Origin of the sequence: Sphingomonas endolithica (genome assembly GCF_025231525.1) — a bacterium.
Classification (GTDB): Bacteria; Pseudomonadota; Alphaproteobacteria; order Sphingomonadales; family Sphingomonadaceae; genus Sphingomonas; species Sphingomonas endolithica.
On record NZ_CP103057.1, the window covers coordinates 3,134,468 to 3,150,061 of the forward strand.

General features: G+C 65.9%; 17 protein-coding genes. 7 read left to right on the forward strand and 10 right to left on the reverse strand.

Annotated features, from left to right (window positions below; translation table 11 throughout):
• Positions 1-87: 87 nt before the first annotated feature.
• On the reverse strand, positions 88-2,466 hold the full coding sequence (locus NV382_RS14775; protein ID WP_260597481.1) for a TonB-dependent receptor: 2,379 nt from the start codon (positions 2,464-2,466) through the stop codon (positions 88-90).
• A 127-nt stretch (positions 2,467-2,593) separates the two neighbouring features.
• Here NV382_RS14775 and NV382_RS14780 point away from each other — a divergent pair, with 127 nt between their 5' ends.
• Positions 2,594-3,241, forward strand: a complete 648-nt coding sequence (locus NV382_RS14780) for a TetR/AcrR family transcriptional regulator (protein WP_260597482.1) — start codon at positions 2,594-2,596, stop codon at positions 3,239-3,241.
• Here the strand turns inward: NV382_RS14780 and NV382_RS14785 are convergent.
• The 5 genes from NV382_RS14785 to rpmF form a co-directional block, all read right to left on the reverse strand.
• A complete protein-coding gene (locus tag NV382_RS14785) occupies positions 3,228-3,596 on the reverse strand; it encodes a MerR family transcriptional regulator (protein WP_260597483.1) in 369 nt (122 codons plus the stop codon). The two genes, NV382_RS14780 and NV382_RS14785, sit on opposite strands and share 14 nt — an antisense overlap.
• A gap of 1 nt (position 3,597) precedes the next feature.
• A complete protein-coding gene (locus NV382_RS14790; protein ID WP_260597484.1) occupies positions 3,598-3,897 on the reverse strand; it encodes an integration host factor subunit alpha in 300 nt (99 codons plus the stop codon).
• 88 nt (positions 3,898-3,985) lie between these two features.
• On the reverse strand, positions 3,986-4,969 hold the full coding sequence (locus NV382_RS14795; RefSeq protein WP_312026749.1) for a beta-ketoacyl-ACP synthase III: 984 nt from the start codon (positions 4,967-4,969) through the stop codon (positions 3,986-3,988).
• Entirely contained in the window at positions 4,966-5,997 is a 1,032-nt protein-coding gene (plsX, locus tag NV382_RS14800) for a phosphate acyltransferase PlsX (protein ID WP_260597485.1), read from the reverse strand. Before plsX ends, NV382_RS14795 begins: the two co-directional genes overlap by 4 nt.
• Before the next feature lie 23 nt (positions 5,998-6,020).
• Positions 6,021-6,200 carry a 50S ribosomal protein L32 gene (gene rpmF / locus NV382_RS14805; RefSeq protein WP_260597486.1) on the reverse strand — a complete coding sequence of 60 codons (180 nt, stop codon included), beginning with the start codon at positions 6,198-6,200 and terminating at the stop codon, positions 6,021-6,023.
• A gap of 204 nt (positions 6,201-6,404) precedes the next feature.
• Between rpmF and NV382_RS14810 the strand changes: the two genes are divergently transcribed.
• A complete protein-coding gene (locus NV382_RS14810) occupies positions 6,405-6,845 on the forward strand; it encodes an MAPEG family protein (RefSeq protein WP_260600433.1) in 441 nt (146 codons plus the stop codon).
• A gap of 63 nt (positions 6,846-6,908) precedes the next feature.
• Here the strand turns inward: NV382_RS14810 and NV382_RS14815 are convergent, their stop codons facing one another.
• Positions 6,909-7,568: an MBL fold metallo-hydrolase gene (locus tag NV382_RS14815; protein ID WP_260597487.1), complete on the reverse strand. Its 660-nt coding sequence runs from the start codon at positions 7,566-7,568 to the stop codon at positions 6,909-6,911.
• Positions 7,569-7,648: 80 nt separating this feature from the next.
• Here NV382_RS14815 and pabB point away from each other — a divergent pair, with 80 nt between their 5' ends.
• The 4 genes from pabB (at position 7,649) to msrA (ending at position 11,723) form a co-directional block, all read left to right on the forward strand.
• Positions 7,649-9,430 carry an aminodeoxychorismate synthase component I gene (gene pabB / locus NV382_RS14820; protein ID WP_260597488.1) on the forward strand — a complete coding sequence of 594 codons (1,782 nt, stop codon included), beginning with the start codon at positions 7,649-7,651 and terminating at the stop codon, positions 9,428-9,430.
• Positions 9,431-9,461: 31 nt separating this feature from the next.
• Positions 9,462-10,661: a pyridoxal phosphate-dependent aminotransferase gene (locus tag NV382_RS14825; RefSeq protein WP_260597489.1), complete on the forward strand. Its 1,200-nt coding sequence runs from the start codon at positions 9,462-9,464 to the stop codon at positions 10,659-10,661.
• A gap of 189 nt (positions 10,662-10,850) precedes the next feature.
• Positions 10,851-10,994: a hypothetical protein gene (locus NV382_RS14830; protein ID WP_260597490.1), complete on the forward strand. Its 144-nt coding sequence runs from the start codon at positions 10,851-10,853 to the stop codon at positions 10,992-10,994.
• 81 nt (positions 10,995-11,075) lie between these two features.
• Complete coding sequence (gene msrA / locus NV382_RS14835; RefSeq protein ID WP_260597491.1) at positions 11,076-11,723, forward strand: peptide-methionine (S)-S-oxide reductase MsrA; 648 nt, start codon at positions 11,076-11,078, stop codon at positions 11,721-11,723.
• A 148-nt stretch (positions 11,724-11,871) separates the two neighbouring features.
• Here msrA and NV382_RS14840 read toward each other — a convergent pair whose 3' ends face one another.
• Both NV382_RS14840 and glmM read right to left on the reverse strand, forming a co-directional pair.
• On the reverse strand, positions 11,872-12,168 hold the full coding sequence (locus tag NV382_RS14840) for a hypothetical protein (RefSeq protein WP_260597492.1): 297 nt from the start codon (positions 12,166-12,168) through the stop codon (positions 11,872-11,874).
• A gap of 73 nt (positions 12,169-12,241) precedes the next feature.
• Positions 12,242-13,582, reverse strand: a complete 1,341-nt coding sequence (glmM, locus tag NV382_RS14845) for a phosphoglucosamine mutase (RefSeq protein ID WP_260597493.1) — start codon at positions 13,580-13,582, stop codon at positions 12,242-12,244.
• A 79-nt stretch (positions 13,583-13,661) separates the two neighbouring features.
• Between glmM and NV382_RS14850 the strand changes: the two genes are divergently transcribed.
• Positions 13,662-14,939 carry a dicarboxylate/amino acid:cation symporter gene (locus NV382_RS14850; protein ID WP_260597494.1) on the forward strand — a complete coding sequence of 426 codons (1,278 nt, stop codon included), beginning with the start codon at positions 13,662-13,664 and terminating at the stop codon, positions 14,937-14,939.
• On the opposite strand, the gene NV382_RS14855 is transcribed toward NV382_RS14850, so the two are convergent.
• Positions 14,901-15,584, reverse strand: coding sequence for an NnrU family protein (locus NV382_RS14855; protein ID WP_260597495.1), 684 nt, complete (start codon positions 15,582-15,584; stop codon positions 14,901-14,903). The genes NV382_RS14850 and NV382_RS14855 overlap by 39 nt on opposite strands.
• Positions 15,585-15,594: the final 10 nt, after the last annotated feature.

Genomic DNA, 15,594 nt, shown 5'->3' on the forward strand with positions numbered 1-15,594 from the left:
GTATCGGCAGTCCGGGCGCGGATCGTTGCCGCGCCCATAGCCTTCATGGGCGTCGGCCTGGCGCCCGTCCATTCAGAAGTTGGCCGTTCAGAACTTCGCCGTGAATGTGGCGAAGACCTGGCGGGGGTTGCCGTAATAGGCCGTCAACGTGCCGGTATTGCCGAGCGTCGGGGCGAGGCCGGGCTTAAGGTAATTCGGATTGGTCGGCACCGCCGACAGGACATACTCACCGCTATCTGGATTTTGCGTCAGGAAATTGTATCCGGAGACGATGTAGCGCTTGTCCGTCAGGTTCTTGCCATGGACGCCGATCGAAAAACGCTCGTTGATGTTGTAGACGATATTGGCGTCGAGCAATGCAAATCCCGGCTGATCAAGCCCCGGCGTTTTCACTTCGAACTGCTGCGAATCGCTGCGGTAGGACAGGGTCGAGCTGAGATCGATCGATCCGTCGCCAATCGGCTGTGTATAAGCGATCGTGCCGCTTGCCGTCAGGTCCGGCGTGTTCTGGAACTTGCGCCGGTTGGCGACGTCGATGCCGCGGGCATCGATGAAGCGGGTATATTTCGCATCGAGATAGCCCACCGTGCCGGCCAAGCTCAGCCGCTGGCCATCCCCACCACGCAGCACCGTCAGGTTCGCTTCCGCTTCGATGCCGTTGATCCGCGCACGGCCGGCATTGGTGGTAACGCCGACGAACGTCTGCACGCCGTTCAACGTCTGCCCGACCGATCCAGGCACCTGCACGTCGGTATAGCGCGCATGGAAGCCCGCCAAGGCGAGCGTCAGCCGCCGATCGAACAGGCTGGCCTTGTAGCCGATCTCGTAGCTTTCGACCGTCTCGGGCTCGAACGATAGGAAATCGAAGATGTCGTCCTGATCGCCGCCGGCACCGGAAATGCCGTTGCCGTTGAGATCGGGCGCCGCCGTGCCCACGCCGCGCGGATCGAAGCCGCCGCCCTTAAAGCCCTTGGCGTAGCTTGCGTACAGCAGATTGTCCTGCGCGGGCTTGAAGCTGATCGACGCGCGCGGGGTGAACTTGGCGAAGTCCGCCGAACCGCGGAAGTCGGTCTGCCGCAGGATCGGCGCGGTGGTGCCGCCGAAGAAGGGCGAAGCGCCCAGATAGACGTTGCGCTCCACTTGCGAGCGGCGCGTGTCCCAGGTGTAGCGGCCACCCACCGACACGCTGAGCGCGGGCGTGATATCGTAGGTCGCATCGCCGAAGATCGCGACGGTATCGGTGCGGACATCGCCGAACGTCAGCGCGGTGACCGTGTTCGGCGTCCGCACGTCGAACACGGTGCGTGCCTTGGCGTCGAGATAATAGAGGCCGAGCAGCGCATTGAACGGCCCGGTATCGACCAGCAATTGCACTTCCTGGCTGAACTGCTTGTTGTTGTAGAAAGCAGGCACATCGACATCCACCGCCGGCAACGCGTCGAAATCGATCGGCGTGGCGCTATCGTCCTTGCGATAGCCGGTGATCGACCGGAAGGTCAGCCAGTCCGTCGGCTTCAATTCGGCGAACAGCGAGCCGCCATAGGCCTCGACCTTCTGCTTCGGGGCGACCAGCGCGCCGCGGCTGTCATAGACGTCGTCGAGCACCGGGAAGGCCGTGCTGTTGAGCGCGGGGATCAAGCGGTGGCCGCCGCGCGTATTGCTATTGTCCTTGGTGTAGTCGCCGGACAGGCGGAAGAAGACGCTGCTGCTGGGATCGTATTGCAGCGTGCCGCGGGCAGCCCATAGATCGCGGTTATAGTTTTCCTCGCCCGTGGTGAGATTGTCGCCAAAGCCGCCGCGGCTGAGCCGCGCCACCGCGCCGCCGATCTTGAAGCCGCTATTGCCGATCGGCGCACTTGCGCTGATCACCCCATCCGCCTGATCGTAGCTGCCATAGCTGGCGCGAACGTTCAGCGTCGGATCGTCGCCGATACGCCGCGTCACGTACTTCACCGCACCGCCGATCGTGTTGCGGCCGTACAGCGTGCCCTGCGGCCCGCGCAGCACTTCGATCCGCTCCACGTCGTAAATGTCGAGCACCGCCGCCTGCGGACGATTGAGATAGACGTCGTCGAGATAGATGCCGACGCCGGCCTCGAAGCCGGCAACCGGGTCCTGCTGGCCGACACCGCGGATGAAGGCGGTCAGCGTGGAGTTGGTCCCGCGCGACACTTCCAGCGTGACGTTGGGGGTGACATTGGCCAGGTCGGTGACGTCCAGCGCACCCGATGCCTCGAGCTGCGCGCCCGAGAAGGCGGAGATGGCGACCGGCACGTCGAGCAGCCGTTCTTGGCGGCGGCGGGCGGTGACGATGACCTCACCCTGGGCAGCGGCATCCTCGACCCCGGCCGCCTGCAGGTCGTCAGCCGCAGGCGCGGTTTCCTGCGAAAAGGCCGGGACCGTCGTCAAGGCGAACAGTGCGACACCCGTCTGAAGCAAGCGGCGCGCGAACCTGAAGTGAGCCATGAAACCATCCTCCCTATAAAGCGCCCCGCTTGCTTGCGGCCGGTGATCCGGGTTGTACGCTGTCGACGCATAGCTATACTGAAACCTGAACCGGGTTTCAACTTGGATGTCGAGGAGAGAAGAAATAGTGTCGCAAGGGGCCGATCCGGCGACGCCGCCGCGTGATCGCGCGACAGATGCCGCGAGCGAGGGCAAGGCGCCGCGCACGGAGCGTGGGCGCAGGACGATGCGGGCGATCCTGGATGCAGCGGCGCTCGAATTCGGCGAACGCGGCTTCCACGATGCGTCGATCAGCGGCATCACGCGGCGGGCGGGCGTCGCGCTGGGTAGCTTCTACACCTATTTCGATACCAAGGACGCCGTGTTCCGCGCGCTGGTCCGCGATATCTCGGATCAGGTGCGGGATCATGTCGCGCCGGCGATCCGCGCCGCGCCCGATCAACTCGCCGCCGAACAGGCCGGCTTGCGCGAATTCATCGGCTTCGTGCGCGGGCACAAGGAATTGTACCGCATCATCGACGAATCGGAATTCGTCGATCCGGAAAGTTTCCGCCTTCACTATGCCACCACTGCCGAGCGCATCGCCGGACGATTGAAGGACGCGGCAACCCGCGGCGAGATTCGCGCAGACGTCAGCGAGGTTCACGCCTGGGCGCTGATGGGGATCAACGTCTTCCTGGGCCTGCGCTACGGCGTGTGGGGCGAGGATCGCACGCCGGAGGATATCGCGGAGACGATCGCCGACATGTTGGCGACGGGCATCAGTCCTCGATAGAACGGCTGTCGGTATCTAGGGCATCCGCGAGCCCGTCGCGCACCGCCCGTATTACCTGGGCGTCATCCGTCTCCATCGCCGCTTTCGGCGGAGACTTGCGCTCGGCCGCCAGCAGCTTCTGCACGCCGAGGATGGTATAGCCCTGGTGGTTCAGCAGGCCGTCGATCCGCTGTACCAGCGCGACGTCCGCGGGCCGATAGTAGCGGCGATTGCCGGCGCGCTGCAGCGGGCGCAATTGTGGGAAGCGCGTTTCCCAATAACGCAGGATATGCTGCGGCAGCCCGGTCTCGCGGGAAAGCTCGCCGATTGTCCGGAACGCCCCCGCCGCCTTGTCGGGTGTCCCGGGCGGGATCATGTCAGCCGCCGCTGACGATGCGATCGCGCATCATCTGGCTCGCGCGGAAGGTGAGCACCCGTCGCGGTGCGATCGGCACCTCGACCCCGGTCTTGGGATTACGGCCCACGCGTTCCCCCTTGTCGCGCAGCACGAAGGTGCCGAAGCCGGAAATCTTGACGTTCTCACCGCGCGACAGTGATTCGCACATATGGGCGAGAATATCCTCGACCATCTTGGCGGAATCGGCGCGCGACAGCCCCACCTGATGATGAAGCGATTCCGCCAGATCGGCTCGTGTCAGTGTACCTACAGGCGCCATGCAAAACCCTTCCCTTGGCGGCAGAAAAGGTCCGTAACACAAGGGCGGAGCGCCCGTGAAGACCTTTGTGACGGATGCGTTTCGAGTGCTAGAAGCGTACCACCGCGGCACCCCAGGTGAAGCCCCCGCCCATCGCCTCCAGCACCAGCAGGTGGCCCGGCTGGATGCGCCCGTCGCGAACGGCGGTATCCAGCGCCAGCGGCACCGAGGCGGCAGAAGTGTTGGCGTGCTGATCGACCGTGACGACCACCTTGCCGGGTGGCAGGCCGAGCTTGCGCGCCGTCGCATCCAGGATGCGGGCGTTCGCCTGGTGCGGCACGACCCAGTCGACGTCGCCCGCGTCCAGGCCGGCCGCGGTCAGCGTCTCGGTCATTACCGAGGCGAGATTGACCACCGCGTGGCGGAACACCTCGCGGCCCTTCATGCGCAGCTTGCCGACCGTTCCCGTCGTGGACGGGCCGCCATCGACGTAGAGCAGGTCGTTGTGCCGGCCGTCGGCATGCAGCTTGGTGCCCAGAATGCCACGCGTGCCGCCTTGTTCGGCCTCGAGCACGATCGCCCCGGCACCGTCGCCGAACAGCACGCAGGTGGTGCGGTCCTCCCAATCGAGGATGCGACTGAACGTCTCGGCGCCGATCACCAGCGCGCACTTGTGCACGCCCGCGCGGATCATGCTGTCGGCGACCTGCAGCGCGTAGAGGAAGCCCGAACACACCGCCGCCACGTCGAAGGCGACGCAATCGTCGATGCCGAGCATCGCCTGCACCTTGGTGGCGCTGGCCGGGAAGGTCTGGTCGGGCGTGGCGGTCGCCAGCACGATCAGGTCCACATCCTGTGCCGCCCGGCCAGCTGCGGCCAGCGCCGCCTTGCAGGCATCGGCGGCGAGCGTCGCGGTGGTTTCGTCGGGGCCGGCGATGTGGCGGAACCGGATGCCGGTGCGCTCGACGATCCACTCGTCGGTCGTATCCACCGTCTCTGCCAGTTCGGCATTCGACACGCGGCGCGCCGGCAGTGCCGATCCGGTGCCGGTGATCACGCTACGCATGGGGCCGGGTTCCGCTTGCTGGTTCATGCTGCCTTCGCCTCGAAATTGCCGAGGTCTTCGCTGATCCTGCGGGTCAGATCGTCGCGCACCATCTTGGCCGCCGCAGCGATCGCGGTCGCGACGCCGATCTCGCTGGCGCCGCCATGGCTCTTCACCACGATGCCGTTCAGGCCCAGGAAGACGGCCCCGTTATGCACGTTCGGATCGAGGTGGTGGCGGAGCAATTCGGTGGCGGGCTTCGAGATCAGGAAGCCGATCTTGGAGCGGATCGAGCTCTGGAACGCGCGCTTCAGCAGGTCGGCGACGAATCGCGCCGTGCCCTCGGCGGTCTTGAGCGCGATATTGCCGGAGAAACCATCGCACACGATGACATCGACATCGCCGCGCGACAGACGGTCACCCTCGATGAAACCGGTAAAGGTCATCGGCAGATGCGTTGCCTCCTTGATCGCCTGCGCGGCATCGCGGATCTCGTCGGTTCCCTTCTGGTCTTCGCTGCCGATGTTGAGCAGGGCAACGCGGGGCGATGCCAGTTCCAGCGTGGTCCGGGCATAAGCGGCGCCCATCACCGCGAACTGCACCAGATTGCGTGCATCGCATTCGGTGTTGGCACCAAGATCGAGCACGACGACGTCGTTTTCGCCGAGCGTGGGCAGCATGGCCGCGAGCGCCGGCCGGTCGATTCCCGGCAGCATGCGCAGGCTCAGCTTCGCCATCGCCATCAGCGCGCCGGTGTTGCCCGACGACACGGCGGCACCGGCACGGCCCTGCTTCACCAGGTCGATGGCGATGCCCATCGACGTCTTCTTGGCGCGCCGCAATGCTTGGCTCGGCTTGTCGCTCGAGCCGACCACTTCGGGCGCATGGACGATTTCGGAATTGGCGGTGAGATTGGGGTGCGCCGCCAAGCCTTCCCGAATCGCGGCCTCATCCCCGACGAGGATGAAGCGCATGTCCGGGAAATTGTGCCGCGCACGCGCAACGCCGGCCAGCATCACCGCCAGCCCCTTGTCGCCGCCCATCGCATCGACGGCAATCCGGGAGCTGTCGGTCACGTGACGTCCGTTCGCTTGTTCGGTCAGCCTTCGACCGAGATGATCTCGCGGCCGTTATAATGGCCACAGGAATTGCACAGATTGTGCGGCCGCTTCAGTTCGCCGCAGTTCGGGCATTCCTGGAACGACGCCACGGTCAGCGAATCGTGGCTACGACGCATGCCGCGCTTGGACGGCGTAGTTTTTCTCTTGGGGACGGCCATTTCGGCGAAACCTTGTGCTTGATCGGTCTATGAAGCGACGGCCCTACCGGAAACCCCACTCTACCGACAGGGAAGTCGGCCGCAGTGGCGCAAGCGGCCGGAAACGTCACGAAGGGTTGCGCCTATAGCGATTCCCGCGGCGGTTGCAACCCAGTGCGGCTAGTGCCAGGCACGGCAACGATGATAATCGGGGGCCCGAACATGATGCAAGCGATCACATTACCGATCACCTTGGTAACGACCGGGGGTGCCGCGATCATCGCGATGTGGCTCGGAACGCGGGCCGGCAGCGCGCGGCGATCGGCCAAGGTCAGCATCGGCGATGGCGGTGACGATGCGCTGATCACCCGGATGCGCGCACAGGCCAATTACGTCGAGTACGCCCCGTTCATCGTCATGCTGATCGCAGCGATCGAGCTGGCGAGCGGGACATCGACCTGGCTGTGGATCGCGGCGATATCGTTCCTGCTCGCCCGTGTGGCGCATGCGCTCGGCATGGACGGGCTGAAAGGCGCGCGCGAGGGCGGAACTTTGGTCACGTTCCTGCTGCTGCTTGGCCTCGGGCTATATGCGATCGCGCTGCCCTGGATCGCGGTGAACGACCAACCCCCGGCGATCATCGAGACGGTGCCGGCCGTAGGTTAAGAATGGTCTTGCCAGATCGAACCAGGCACCCCCGTGGGTGACTGGACTGGGGTAAGGTTCCTATCAGCCGGTAGCACCTTCGCCGACGAATGGATTGTAGCGGCGCTCGTGGCCGAAATTACTCGTCGGGCCGTGGCCGGGGATGAACGCGGTGTCGTCGCCGAGCGGCCACAACTTGGTCACCACCGATGTGATCAGGTCGGCATGGTTGCTGCGCGGGAAATCGGTGCGGCCGACCGAGCCCTGGAACAGCACGTCGCCGACCAGCGCCAGCTTCGATTCGGGGTGGTGGAAAATGACATGGCCGGGCGTGTGCCCGGGGGTCTCGTAGACGTGCAGCGTCAGGTTGCCGACCGTCACCGTATCGCCCTCGACCAGCCAGCGATCCGGCACGAACGACTTGCCGCCCATGATGCCGTATTTCATCCCGTCCTCGGCCAACGTCTCGAGCAGGAACAGATCGGCCTCATGCGGCCCTTCGATCGGCACGCCGAGCTCCTCGGCGAGCGGCTTGGCTTCGCCGGCATGGTCGAAATGGCCGTGCGTCAGGATGATCTTCTCGATCGTCACACCATGCTGCGCGGCGGCTGCCTTCAGCTTGGGAAGATCGCCACCGGGATCGACGAACGCGCCCCGCATCGTTTCGGTGCACCACAGCAACGTGCAATTCTGCTGCAGCGGCGTGACGGGGATGATTGCAGCGCGAAGCGGTGGATTGGCCATGGCATCGAAATAGGCGGCGCGGGCAGGCGGGGCAAGTTCGCCGCTTGCCGCAGCCGCGCGCGCACGGCACTGATCGGGGGATGCTAGCGCTGGATGCCCTCCCGTTTGTTCTGCTGGACGATGCGCGTGATGGCGGCGCGCGGCTGTACCGCGATCCGGTACGCGTGATCGTGGCCACCGAGACGCACGACATCGTTGCGGCGTTGGCCGAGATACGGGCGGCCGCCGAATATCATGCGGCGGGGTTCCTGGCGTATGAAGCCGGGGCGGGGCTGGAGCCCGCGGTGGCAGCGACGCACGCTGCCGCTGTGCCGCTGTTATGGTTCGGGCTGTTCGAGCGGTGGGACGATATCGCTGACGTGCGGGCGATCCTGCCCGATCCCAACGGTGCGTGGATCGGCGCGCCGGAGCCGTTGCTGGACCGCGCGCACTACGATGCGCAGTTCGGGCGGGTGCTGGACCTGATTGCGGCGGGCGATATCTATCAGGCAAACCTCACCTATCGCGCGCTGTGCCGCTTCGCAGGCAACCCGCTGGCGCTGTACGCGCAGCTGCGGGGCCGTGCGCAGGCCGGCTATGGCGCCTTGGTGTGGACCGGCCAGGAGGCATTGCTCTCGCTCTCGCCCGAACTGTTCTTCGCGGCCGAAGGCGGCAAGCTCACCTGCCGGCCGATGAAGGGGACGGCTCGGCGTGGTGCGACGGTAGAGGAAGACGCGGCGTTGGCCGAGGCCTTGGCAAGCGACGCCAAGCAGCGCGCCGAAAACCTGATGATCGTCGATCTGATGCGCAACGATTTGTCGCGCGTGGCGCGGCCGGGAAGCGTCGCGGTGCCGGCCCTGTTCGAGGTCGAGCGTTATCCGACGGTGCTGCAGATGGTGTCGACCGTCACTGCCGAGCTTGCCGACGACAAGGATGCGATCGACGTGCTGTCGGCCTTGTTCCCGTGCGGGTCGATCACCGGTGCGCCCAAGATCCGTGCGATGCAGGCGATCCGTGAAATCGAGGGCAGCCCACGCGGCGCCTATACCGGGTCGATCGGCCGGATCGATGCCGCTGGCGATAGCGGCGTGCGCGACGCCATGTTCAACGTGGCGATCCGCACGCTGTCGATCCGGAACGGAGCGCCTAAGGCGGCGTTCGGAGTCGGCGGTGGGATCGTTGCGGACTCGATCGCTGCGCAGGAATGGGACGAGACACTGGCCAAGGGCGACTTCCTGACCGCGGGCCAGCGCCGCTTCGATCTGATCGAGACGATGGCGTTCGATCCCGACGCCGGGCTGCTGCTGCTCGAACGGCATCTGGCACGGATGAAGGAGAGTGCCGACCTGTTCGGCTTTCCATTCGACCGCCACGACACGCGCAACGAATTGCAGGCGGCAACCTTTCGCCTGCGCACCGCCAAACGGCTGCGGCTGCTGCTTTCCAGGAGCGGTGCGGTGGCGATCGAGGTGGGGCCCGCGCCGCCGACGGTCGATGCGCCCATGTCCGTTGCGATCGTGCCGCTGCCGGTCGCGTGCGACGACTTCCGGTTGCGGCACAAGACCAGCGACCGCGGCTTCTACGATGCCACGCGGCGGGCCGCGGGTACCGGCGAGGTGGTGTTCGTCGATCCCGAGGGTTTCCTGACGGAGGGCAGCTTCACCAACATCTTCGTTCCCCGCGGGCAGGTGCTGGCGACGCCGCCGCTGGCGCGCGGATTGTTGCCGGGCGTGCTGCGCGCCGAGCTGATCGCCACGGGCAGGGCCTTCGAAGGCGATCTCACGCCCGACGACCTGAGCGGCGGGTTCCTGCTCGGCAATGCCGTGCGCGGCACGTTTCCTGCCATCGTTGCGGTTGCGAACCGGACTTCGCCAAGGCTATAGCGCCCGCGCTTCCCTTATTTCAGGAACCGCCATGCACCCCTCCGCCGCGCTCGCCCGCATCAAGCCGTCGCCGACGCTGGCAATCACCTCGCGCGTGGCGGAACTGAAGGCGCAAGGGGTGGACGTGATCGGTCTCGGCGCCGGCGAACCCGATTTCGACACGCCCGATTTCATCAAGGAAGCCGGGATCAAGGCGATCCGCGACGGCAAGACGAAGTATACAAACGTCGATGGCACGCCCGAGCTGAAGGAAGCGGTGATCCAGAAGTTCAAGCGCGACAATGGCCTGACCTATACGCGCGATCAGATCACCATCAACGCCGGCGGCAAGCACACCTTGTTCAATGCGATGGTCGCGACGCTGGATGCCGGCGACGAGGTCGTCATCCCGGCGCCCTATTGGGTGAGCTACCCCGACGTCGTGCTGTTCGCGAACGGCACGCCGGTTTTCGTGGCGGCGGGCGCGGAGCAGAACTACAAGCTGCGGCCCGAGCAACTGGAAGCGGCGATCACCCCGCGCACCAAGTGGGTTATCCTCAACTCGCCCTCCAACCCCACTGGCGCCGCCTATTCGCGCGCCGAGCTGATGGCGCTGGGCGAGGTGCTGGAGCGGCATCCGCACGTGTGGATCTTCGCCGACGACATGTACGAGCACATCGTGTTCGACGATTTCGAGTTCACCTCGATCGCTGAGGTCTGCCCGTCGCTCTACGATCGCACGCTGACCGCGAACGGTTGTTCGAAGGCCTATGCGATGACCGGGTGGCGGATCGGCTTTGCCGGCGGCGCACCCTGGCTGATCAAGGCGATGTCCAAGCTGCAGTCGCAATCGACCAGCAATCCGTGCTCGATCGCACAGGCGGCATCGGTGGCGGCGCTGACCGGCGACCAGGCGTTCCTGAAGGACAATGCGGCTCTGTTCCAGTCGCGGCGCGACCTCGTCGTGTCGATGCTGAACGAAGCGACCGGCATCACCTGCCCGCGGCCCGAAGGCGCGTTCTACGTCTATCCCGAATTCTCCGGCCTGATCGGCAAGACCACGCCGAACGGCCGGCGGATCGACACCGACGAGGATTTCGTCGGCTATCTGCTGGACGACGCCAAGGTGGCGGCAGTGCAGGGGGCGGCCTTCGGGCTCTCGCCGGCGATGCGGATCTCCTACGCCACGTCGGACGACCTGCTGCGCGAGGCATGCACGCGAATCCAGACGGCGGCGGCAGCGCTTCGGTAAGCAGCATGTGGTGAACGTCGCCGCCTGAATACTGGCGCGCGCATGAACAGCACGGCCAGACCCCGTTAACCGAGCGTTTCCTAAAACGTCCTTGTCGGTGGGAGGTCGAATACCGATCTCCGCCATCGACAGACATCATCGAGACGGCTCGTCGCCCCAGAAACGGGGGATGGGTAAAGAGGCAAGAATATGCGTACGATCCTGAAATCCACCTTCCTGTGGCAATTCGCAGCCGGTTTCGCACTCGGCGCGCTCGGCATGGTCACGCTGACCCCGGCGGATACGTTCGCGACCTCGGCGCCGACCGCTGCGCTGGAGCAACCGGCACGCTAAGCCGTGTGGCGGGCCGCCCGCGGCCTTCCTATATCGATCGTGCCGGCGCGTCCGCCGTGTGACATCACGAGGCTTTCGCCCATGAACAAGTTCCTTGCCAGCGTCGGGCTCGCCATTTCGCTGTCCGCCTGCGGTATCGCCAATGCCGAGCGCGCGGTGCCGATCCCGGCTGCCGCGCAGGACGTGCCGCGCAGCGCCGGGCTGCAGACCGCGGTGTTCGCCGGCGGCTGCTTCTGGGGCATGGAGGCGGTATTCGAGCGCGTGAAGGGCGTGCGCGCGGTGACCGCGGGCTATGCCGGCGGCACGCGCGCCACGGCGAGCTATGCCCAGGTCAGCACCGAGGCGACTGGCCATGCCGAGGCGATCAAGGTCGTCTACGATCCGGCCAAGGTCAGCTACGGCACGTTGCTACGCGTCTATTTCTCGATCGCGCACAATCCGACCCAGTTGAACCGCCAAGGCCCCGACAGCGGCCCAAGCTATCGCTCGGCGATCTTCCCGCAGAGCCCGCAGCAGAAGGCAGTGGCGGCCGCCTATATCGCGCAACTCGGCAAGGCCAAGGTATTCCCCCGGCCGATCGTCACCCGCATCGAGAGCGCACCCTTCTATACCGCCGAGGCCTATCACCAGGACTTCTTCGACCGGAACCCCACGCACCCCTACATCATGATGTGGGACAAGCCGAAGGTTGCGGCGTTCAAGGCGGGCTTTCCGTCGCTGGCGCGCTAAGAGACCGTTACCACTGCACCCCAGCGAAGGCCAGGACCCAGCAGCCTCGTGCTCCTGCGAACGCAGGAGCCCAGAGCCGCCAACGCACCGCCTGTAACCCTGGACCCGTGCGTTCGCAGGGGAACATAGGCTACCCGCCAGCCCCCGATCAGCCAGCATCCTCCTCGGTGCTATCCGGCAGCGGCTTGGTGCCCGCCGACCGGCTGACATAAAGCTTTTCGGGGCAATGTTCGTTGGCCCAGGCAAGCCCCGCCGATTCAGCATCGTCATAGCTGTCATAGGGTTCGCCGCCGATCAGCGACATCGACTCGGCCGGATCGACATCGCCGCAGCGGACAAGCACGGAGGCGTTCAGGCTGAAACGGCCATTCTCCAGCTCCTGCACCCTGATGCAATCGGCATCGGGCGGGGCACTTTCCCCGGCGGGTAGGTTCACGATCTCCATACGACCTCCATGTGCGAGCTTCTCGACAGTCGAAGCATCGGCCGAAGCGATAGTTCCCAATGGTGCCGGATGATCAGGCGGCGACCAGCCTCACCGCGTCGCAGATGCGATCCACCACGCGCGTGACCTGGGCGGCATCGTCACCCTCGGCCATCACGCGGATCACGGGTTCGGTGCCGGAGGGGCGGATCACCAGGCGACCGATCCCGGCCAATTCCGCCTCCGCCTCGGCGATCACCGCCTTGACGCTGTCATGCTCGAGCGGCTTGCCGCCCTTGAAGCGGACGTTCTTGAGCAATTGCGGCAGCGGATCGAACCGGTGCAGCAACTGGCTGGCCGGAACGCCGGCCCAGGCCAGCTCCGCCAGCACCTGCAGCGCGGCGACCAGCCCGTCGCCGGTGGTGGCATAATCGCTGAGGATGATGTGTCCGCTCTGCTCGCCGCCGACATTATACCCTTGCGCGCGCATCGCCTCCAGCACGTGGCGGTCGCCGACCGCGGTGCGGATCATGCCGATGCCCTGCGCCTTCAAATGGCGTTCGAGCCCGAGATTGGACATGACCGTCGCCACCAGCCCGCCATTCTTCAACCGGCCGGCACGCGCATAGCCGCTGGCGATCGTCGCCATCAGCTGATCGCCATCGACGACATGGCCCAGCTCGTCGACCACGATCAGCCGGTCGGCATCGCCATCCAGCGCGATGCCGAGGTGCGCGCCGCTTGCCACCACCGTCTCGCACAGCAATTCCGGCGCGGTCGAGCCGACGCCGTCATTGATGTTCTTGCCGTTGGGCGAGACGCCAAGCGCGATGACTTCGGCGCCGAGCTCCCACAAGGCGGACGGCGCGACCTGGTAGCCGGCACCGTTGGCGCAATCGACAACGATCTTCATGCCGTCGAGCGTGAGATCGGTCGGGAAAGTCGATTTGGCGAAATGGATGTAGCGGCCCTGCGCATCGTCGACGCGGCGCGCGCGGCCGATATCGGCAGGAGCGGAGAGCGCGATCTCGCCGTCGATCAGCGCCTCGATCGCCAGTTCGTCCTGGTCGGACAGTTTGTAGCCGTCGGGCCCGAACAGCTTGATGCCATTGTCCCCGTAAGGATTATGGCTGGCCGAGATCATCACGCCCATGTCGGCGCGCATCGATTGCGTCAGCATGGCGACGGCGGGCGTCGGCATCGGTCCCAAGAGTACGACATCCATGCCGACGCTGGTGAAGCCGGCGACCATCGCGGATTCGAGCATATAGCCCGACAGCCGGGTGTCCTTGCCGATCACCACGCGGTGGCGGTGATCGCCGCGCAGGAAGTGGGCGCCGGCCGCCATGCCGACCTTCATCGCCATCGCCGCGGTCATGTTCGCGCCATTGGTGATGCCGCGGATGCCATCGGTGCCGAAATATTTTCTTGCCATTCGAACCTGTTCCTGTCCGCTATGCGGGCGCGTCTATGGACACCGCCGCCGTTACGTTACGCCATATCGAAGGATCAGCATGTCGCAAGCCACCCGTATTCTGTCTGCCCTGGTTATCGGGCTGGGCGGCGGCATTGCGCTGGCCGCTTACGCACCGGGGGCGGTGCAGCCGACGATCGCGGTGGCGGAGCCGATCGGCACGGCGTGGCTGAACGCGTTGCAGATGACGATCGTGCCGCTGGTCGTCTCGCTGCTGATCACCGGCGTGGCGGCGACGGCGGAGGCGGCGCAGGCGGGGCGGCTCGCGGGGCGCGCGATCGCCATGTACGTGACGTTGCTGTTCTGTTCGGCACTGACCGCGGCCATCCTGACGCCGTTGTTCCTGCAGATCGCGCCGCTGCCGCGCGAATCGGCTGCTGCGCTGAAGGCCGCGTTGGTCGGGGCGCAGGCGGTCGGCACGATTCCGCCGATCGGGGAATTCCTCGCCGCGGTGATCCCGTCCAACATCGTCAAGGCGATGGCGGAGAACAAGTTCATCTCGCTGATCATCTTCGCGCTCGTCTTCGCCTTCGCGATGACGCGGCTGGCGCGGGAATCGCGTGACCTGCTCACCGCCTTCTTCACGGCCGTGCGCGATACGATGCTGGTGGTGATCGACTGGATCCTGTGGATCGGGCCGGTCGGCGTGTTCGCACTGGCGCTGATCGTCGGCGCGCGAGCGGGCACGGGCGCGTTTGGCGCGCTGGTCCATTACATCCTGACGGTGGTGGCGGTTGGCGCGGTGGTCGCGCTCAGCGCCTATCCGCTGGCGGTGATCGGCGGGCGGATCGGGCTTGGGCGCTATGCCCGCGCGGTATTGCCGAGCCAAGCGGTCGCGATCAGCACGCAATCCTCGCTCGCATCGCTGCCGGCGATGGTCGAAGGGGCGAGCGAGCTTGGCGTGCCGGTGGCGACGTCGGGCGTCACCCTGCCGCTGGCGGTGGCGATCTTCCGCGCGACCGGGCCGGCGATGAACTTCGCCGTGGCGATCTATGTCGCGATCTGGTTCGAGGTGCCGCTGACCTTCGGCACGCTGGCGGTGGGTACGTTGGTCGCAACGCTGACGTCGTTGGGGTCGGTGAGCCTGCCCGGCACGATCAGCTATGTCAGCGCGATCGCGCCCGTTGCCTCGGCGATCGGTGCGCCGGTCGCGCCGCTCGGGTTGCTGGTCGCGGTGGAGACGATCCCCGATATCATGCGGACGCTGGGCAACGTGATGATGGATCTGGCAACAACGCTGACGCTATCGCGGCGGCAGCGGGAGGCGGGAGAGGAAACGCTACAGCCAGCGCCAGATGCCGGCCGCCCAGCCGGCTAGCGGCATGTGTGCCCAGGTCGCGGCGAGCCAGACGATCAAGCCGCCGACAAGATCATGCGCGCGGAAGCCGCCGAACTGGGCGCGGCCAGCCAGGATGGCGGCGAACGGCACGTAACTGGTGCGCTGCTGCCAGGCAGGCCAGAAATTGGGCCGCAATCGGCGTTTCGTATCGTCCTGGAACGCTGCGCCGACCAGCGCGAGGATGATGACGCTGCTCGCCAGCACGATGTTCGCCGCCATCGGGTACACCGCAATATGGCACGCACCCCAAAGCGCGAACGCCCACATCATCGGATGGCGCGTGATCGCGAACACGCCGCGCGCCTCGGGCACGGGTTTGCGCTGGCCGCTTGGATCGGGGAGCGCGGGATTGCCGATCAGCGAGCCGACGAGCAGCACACTGGCCAGCAGCATCACGATCGTCACGGCGATCCAGATGCCGTCGCCCGGTACCCATAGCAGCGGCGTCGCTGGCGCGGCGCGATAGGCGAAGGCCAGCCAGCCGAGCGTGACCGCCGCGACCAGCGAATAGAGGCCAGCAAACGGCCCTTCGCCGATCCGCGCGACGATCGCGCGCCGCAATGGATGCGAGAGCAGGAAATGCGTGCCGACAAAGGCGATAGCGGCGGCGATCACATTTCCCACGACGGCCCCC